General features: G+C 73.0%; 4 protein-coding genes. 1 reads left to right on the top strand and 3 read right to left on the bottom strand.

Annotated features, from left to right (window positions below):
• Positions 1 to 974, bottom strand: a 974-nt coding sequence (pstS, locus tag AB0F10_RS43995; RefSeq protein WP_360640212.1) for a phosphate ABC transporter substrate-binding protein PstS, incomplete at its 3' end; no start/stop codon positions are given.
• 10 nt (positions 975 to 984) lie between these two features.
• Positions 985 to 2307, bottom strand: coding sequence for a hypothetical protein (locus tag AB0F10_RS43990; protein WP_360640209.1), 1323 nt, complete (start codon positions 2305 to 2307; stop codon positions 985 to 987).
• A 134-nt stretch (positions 2308 to 2441) separates the two neighbouring features.
• On the opposite strand from AB0F10_RS43990, the gene AB0F10_RS43985 reads away from it, so the two are divergent.
• The gene (locus tag AB0F10_RS43985; protein WP_360640206.1) at positions 2442 to 3047 is read left to right on the top strand and encodes a nitroreductase family protein; all 606 of its coding nucleotides are present in this window, start codon (positions 2442 to 2444) and stop codon (positions 3045 to 3047) included.
• Between the two features lie 48 nt (positions 3048 to 3095).
• Here AB0F10_RS43985 and AB0F10_RS43980 read toward each other — a convergent pair whose 3' ends face one another.
• Positions 3096 to 4997 carry a hypothetical protein gene (locus tag AB0F10_RS43980; RefSeq protein WP_360640203.1) on the bottom strand — a complete coding sequence of 634 codons (1902 nt, stop codon included), beginning with the start codon at positions 4995 to 4997 and terminating at the stop codon, positions 3096 to 3098.
• Positions 4998 to 5274 lie beyond the last annotated feature (277 nt).

Here is a 5274-nt window from a genome sequence, read left to right as displayed (position 1 = left end):
GCCTGGCCCGCCGGGCTCACGGCGTAGGCGAGGAAGCTCCGGGTCAGCTCCGCGGCGCCCGAGCCGCAGACCACCTCGTAGGTCACCAGGACGATCGGGTACGCCCCGGCGGCGGCGCTGCGGTAGTCGACGGTGAGCCGCAGGTCGCCGCCGCGGCCCGTGATCGCGGCGTCGGCGACCGTACGCGCCGCGGCGTCGTCGGTCAGCGCGACGAACTCCCCCGCGCCGTTGCCGATCCGGGCGGTGGCCAGGTTGTGGAACCGCGCGTAGGACGCCTCGACGTAGCCGATCGCCCCGTCGGTACGGGCGACGGCGGTGGCGATGCCGTTGCTGCCCCGTTGCGCGCTGCCGCCCGGCGCCCGCCAGGCGCTGCTGGAGCCGAAGGTCCAGTCGGCGCCCGCTGCCGCGGTTAGGAAGGCGGTGAAGTTGTCCGTGGTGCCGGAGCCGTCCCCGCGGTGCACCGTGCGGATCGTGGTCGAGGGCAGCGCCGCGCCGGGGTTGTCCGCGGCGATCGCGGGATCGTCCCAGGTGGTCACCGCCCCGGCAAACACCTTGGCGACGGTGGCCGGGGCGAGCCGCAGGTCGCCCGCGCCGGCGACGTTGTAGACCAGCGCGATCGGGCCGATCACCGCCGGCAGGTGCACGGCCGGGCCGGACCCGCAGCGGGCGTCGGCGGCGGCCTGCTCGGCGGCGCTCAGCGACGAGTCGGTACCGGCGAAGGCGGCGTCGCCGGCGATGAAGGCGCGCACGCCGGCGCCGGAGCCGCTGCTCCCGTACGCGATGGTCGCCTCGGGGCAGTTGACCTGGTAGTCCTTGATCCAGGAGCTGACCGCGTTCGCCTGCGCGGACGAACCCTGCGCCCGGATCGAGCCCGCCGCGCACGAGACGGCCTCGCCGCCGCCGCCGGCCGCCGCGTCGCAGGCGGTCAGCGGCCCGAGCGTCAGCGCGAGCGCGAGGGTCAGTCGAAGCTTCACGATGTTCCTCTCAGCGGTACTCGGCCAGGCGCTTGCGCACCCCGAGCGGCACCAGCAGGATGACCAGCCCGGCGAGCAGGATCGGGATGACCGTCCACCCGGCCAGCAGCCGCTCGCAGTCGCGCACGGCCGCGTCGAAGTCCCGCCTGCGGGCGGTGGCGATCTCGTCGACCGCGGCGTCGAAGTAGGAGAAGTCGAAGGCCGCGTCGCCGCGCCGGATGCCGGTGAGGGTGTCGATCGCCGCCGCGGTCCGCCCGGCGCCGGCCAGGGCGACGATCCGCTCGTGGCCGCGCCGGTACGCCTGCCACCGGTCGACCACCTGCCGCGACCGGTACGGGCTGACGTCCCGCCCCGCCGCGACCCTCGCGAGCCCGCCGTCGGCGATGCCGCACCCGCCGCCCCTGACCAGGCACTGCGACTTGCGGGTGAAATCCTCGCGGTAGTAGGCGAGGTTGGCGCTGACCAGGTAGCGGCTGGTGTCCGCGGCGGCGTCATAGCTGAGCGCCCGGGCCTGCGACAGCGCGAGGTACGGCCGCAGGCTGTCGTCCCGGGCCGCGCCGAGCGTCCGCTCCTGCGTCACGAACACGAACCCGGCCGCGGCGATCAGGATCAGGGTGAGCACGGTGGCCGCGGCCAGCGCCGGGTTGAACACCCGGCGGAAGCGGCGGGCCAGCCACACCTGCAGGACCAGGAGCAGCACGACCAGGCCGGTGCCCAGGACGGAGGCCAGGGCGAGGCCGATGATCTCGGTGGTGCGCTTGTCCGCGTACGCCCGGTCGAGGCGGGCCTCGCCGGCGTCGCGGAGCCGCTGCGCGGCGGGAAGCAGGTCGAGATGCAGCACGTTTGTCGCCTGCGTGTAGTAGCCGAGCGCATCGGGCGGCAGCCGGCCCGGCGGTCCGGGCGGCGCCTGCGACTGCGCGGTGAGGGTCTGCCACACCCACTGGCGGTACACGGCGAGGTGGTGGAGCAACTCCAGCACCACGGCGCGTTCGGCGGCGCCGGTCGCGGTGGTCAGCGAACGCTGCAGGTCGGCGTCCACCTGAAGGCTGCGCCCACGGTACGTGCCGAGCGCGTCGATCTGGCTGCCGGACAACTCGGCGGCGTCGCCGACCAGGACCATGCGGGCGACCTGGGCGTCCATGTCGCTGAGCGCGAAGTACAGGTCCGCGGCGGTCGCCGCCTGCGGTGCCGCGTCGCCGCCGATGGTCCGCACCTGCGCCTGGACCCGGGACATCATCACGCTGGTCGCGGCGAGCAGTGCCACGCCGGCGACGATCACCACAAAGGACCACAATCGCAGGCGGGCGGGTGTTTCTTTTGATACCACTGACACGAGGTCAAGGTAATTCATCGCCGCAATTGTCGAGCAATTTTATTTGTTCATCCTCTATTTCCCCCGGCTTATCCCGAATGACATCGGCCGGCTGAGCGGCTGCCTGCCGGCGGAAGATCGGGTACGTTGCGGCAATGGAGTTCCAGGACGCCGTGCGCCGACGCCGCATGGTCCGCAACTACGATCCCGACCGGCCCGTGCCGCCGGAGATCGTCGACCGCATCATCGACAACGGACTGCGGGCGCCGTCGGCCGGCTTCTCGCAGGGCTGGGGCTTCCTGGTCCTGGACGATCCCGCGGACATCGAGTTGTTCCGGGCCGCGGCCCGGCCCGCCGAGGAGCCCGAGCGCTGGTTCGCCGCGAACGTGCGGGCGCCGCTGCTGATCGTTCCGCTCGCCAACAAGGACGCCTACCTCTCCCGGTACGCCGAGGCGGACAAGGGCCACACCGATCGCTCCGACGCGTGGTGGCCGGCGCCGTACTGGGACATCGACACGGGCTTCGCCGCGCTGCTGATGCTGCTGACCGCGGTCGACGCCGGCCTGGGCGCCTGCTTCTTCGGCATCCCCGCCGAACGGATCGACACGTTCCGCGCGGAGTTCGGGGTGCCGCCGCAGTTCAACCCGATCGGCGCCGTCTCCATCGGATACAGCGACGAGCCGCCCCGCGATCTGAGCGGCCGCCGGCGTCCCAAGGACGACGTGGTGCATCGGGGCAGGTGGCGGGCGCCGGCTCAGTAGCACCGGCGGCGCCCGGTGGACGCCGCCGGACGACAACCCGGGCCGGGATCAGCGGAGGCGGGCGCGCACCGCCGACCAGACCCGGCGGCCGAGCGCGGTGCGGTGGAAGAAGCCCAGCCGCCGGCCGACCCGGTGCACCAGCGACGGCGGCGCCTTCTTCTTCGGCGCCGCGGTCAGCCGGGCGTACGTGGTGGGTGGCGTGCTGCGCACCTCGCCCGGCAGCAGGGCGTGGGTGGCCACCGCCAGGTAGGTGAACTGGCGCAGCATCGGCGGGTGCCGCTTGCCCGGGCTGGAACCGTCGACGCAGTGCTTGAGGGCCTTGCGGACCGCCTCCGGGCGGATCACGCCGGTGAGCGGGCCGCCGGCGGTGTCGAGCAGGTCGCTCATCGTCTTGACACCGTCGCCGTCCCACACGGCGGCGGCGGTGCTCGGGCCGGGAGCGTAACCCTGGACGAACGGGACGCCGGACCACTCCGGCACCAGCCGGTCGAACAGTCCATGGTGGAGCGCCCAGCGGCGCTTCTCGGCCCCGGTCAGCGCGAACGACGCGGCCACCACCCCCGGGGCGAGGAAGGGCGAGACGACGCCGTACAGGTAGGCGGGCGAGAACCAGCGGCGGTCGCGCTCGACCAGATAGATGTAGTCGCCCAGCGCCTGGCCGCGCAGGCCCAGGCTCGCGCCGTGATCGACGATCGCGCCGACCCGCTCCTGCTCCCGGGCGAGCGCCTCCGGGACCATCGCGTGCGGCGGGGTGCTGCGCGTCAGGTGGTCGATCGCGGTCTGCCGGCCGAGGGCCATGTCCAGGTCGGTGCTCTCGTCGGGCGGATACCAGTACCCGATCACGAGTTCGCCGCCGACGCCGCTGATCGAGGCGGGCCGGTTCGCGGCCAGTTGCCGGTGCGTCGCCGGCCGCTGCACGTAGCTCGACGGGAACTGGAAGTCGTACAGGCTCTGCAGCCGGGCGGTCCGCTCGAAGAGGCCCTCGGCCAGCACGTTGTCCGGCTTGCCGGCCAGGAACACCCGGTGCTCGGGCTTCCACCCCCGGCTGTCCCGCACGATCTCCAGCAGCCGCTGCGCGGTCTCGGCCTCGACGGCGAAGTCCGCGTTGGTGTTGAAGCTGACCGGCTTGCCCGCGGCCAGGAACGCCGCCGCGATGACCCGGGAGTCCTTGCCGCCGGACAGCCCGATCGAGATCTCGTCGTCGTACAGGTCGAAGATGCTGTCCGCGACGGACACCATGCTCTGCGCGGCGAGATCGACGGCGGCCTCGACGCCGTGCTCCTGCGCGGCCACCCCCTCGGCCACGATGTCGTCGGCGGACCGGCGGATCCGTGAGGTCAGCCGCCAGCCGCCGTCCGGGTGCCGCTGCCCGGTGACGTGCTCGCCCGGCGACATCAGCCGGACCCCGCGGATCGGCGACATGTCCCCGCCGAACTGGCCGCTGGCCGCGTACGCCAGCCAGCCGTCGACGTCGGGCTCCCGGCGGCCGTGCAGGAATTCGGCGACCAGGCTGGGCCGGGTGCAGAACACGGTGATCCCGTCGGCGGTACCGGTGAACACCCGGCCCATGCCGAGCCAGTCCTGCTGGATCGCGAAGCGCTCGCCGCCCTCGGCCGCCAGCATGGTGAACGGCGGCACCACGGTGCCGTGCACCTCCTCGCCCGCGAGCAGGCGGCGGGCCAGGCCGATCGGGCCGCCGGTGGTGTCCATGCCGACCGGCAGGCCCATCGACACGGCGGTCACCGGGCCGTCCTTCGCGAAGATCGGCCAGCGGTACGCCCCGGCGTTCGGCGTGTGCAGCACCTCCAGGCCCCAGTCGCCGCCGCCGAGCCGCCGCCGCTCGTAGGAGCCGGGGATCAGCGGATCTATCGCGGTCCGCCAGCGGTGCAGGGCGGCGTCGGCCCCGACCGGATCACGGCGTTCGGAGAACCAAGCCAGGACGGCGTACACGTGTTGAACTCCCCGTTCACCTGGGCAACAGACGGCGCTTGCTACGGAGTAACCGAAAGACACCTGGGAAGCGGTGAGCGTAGGAGCGCGGCGGCAGCCAAGTCAATCGACGCGCCGGTGGGGTGCGTTGACCTTGACACCCTCCGGTACGTTGACCGCCATGGGTGCGATCAGGCCGTGGCAGATCCTCGCGCTCAGTTCGCTTACCGACGAGCTGGTGCAACGACTGAACCCAGACGCCAGGCTCGCCGATCTGGCCGAGGACTTGGCCGAGATC

The sequence above is a fragment of the Actinoplanes sp. NPDC026623 genome, from assembly GCF_040638275.1.
Taxonomy (GTDB): domain Bacteria; phylum Actinomycetota; class Actinomycetes; order Mycobacteriales; family Micromonosporaceae; genus Actinoplanes.
This window is presented reverse-complemented; position numbering and strand designations above follow the sequence as displayed.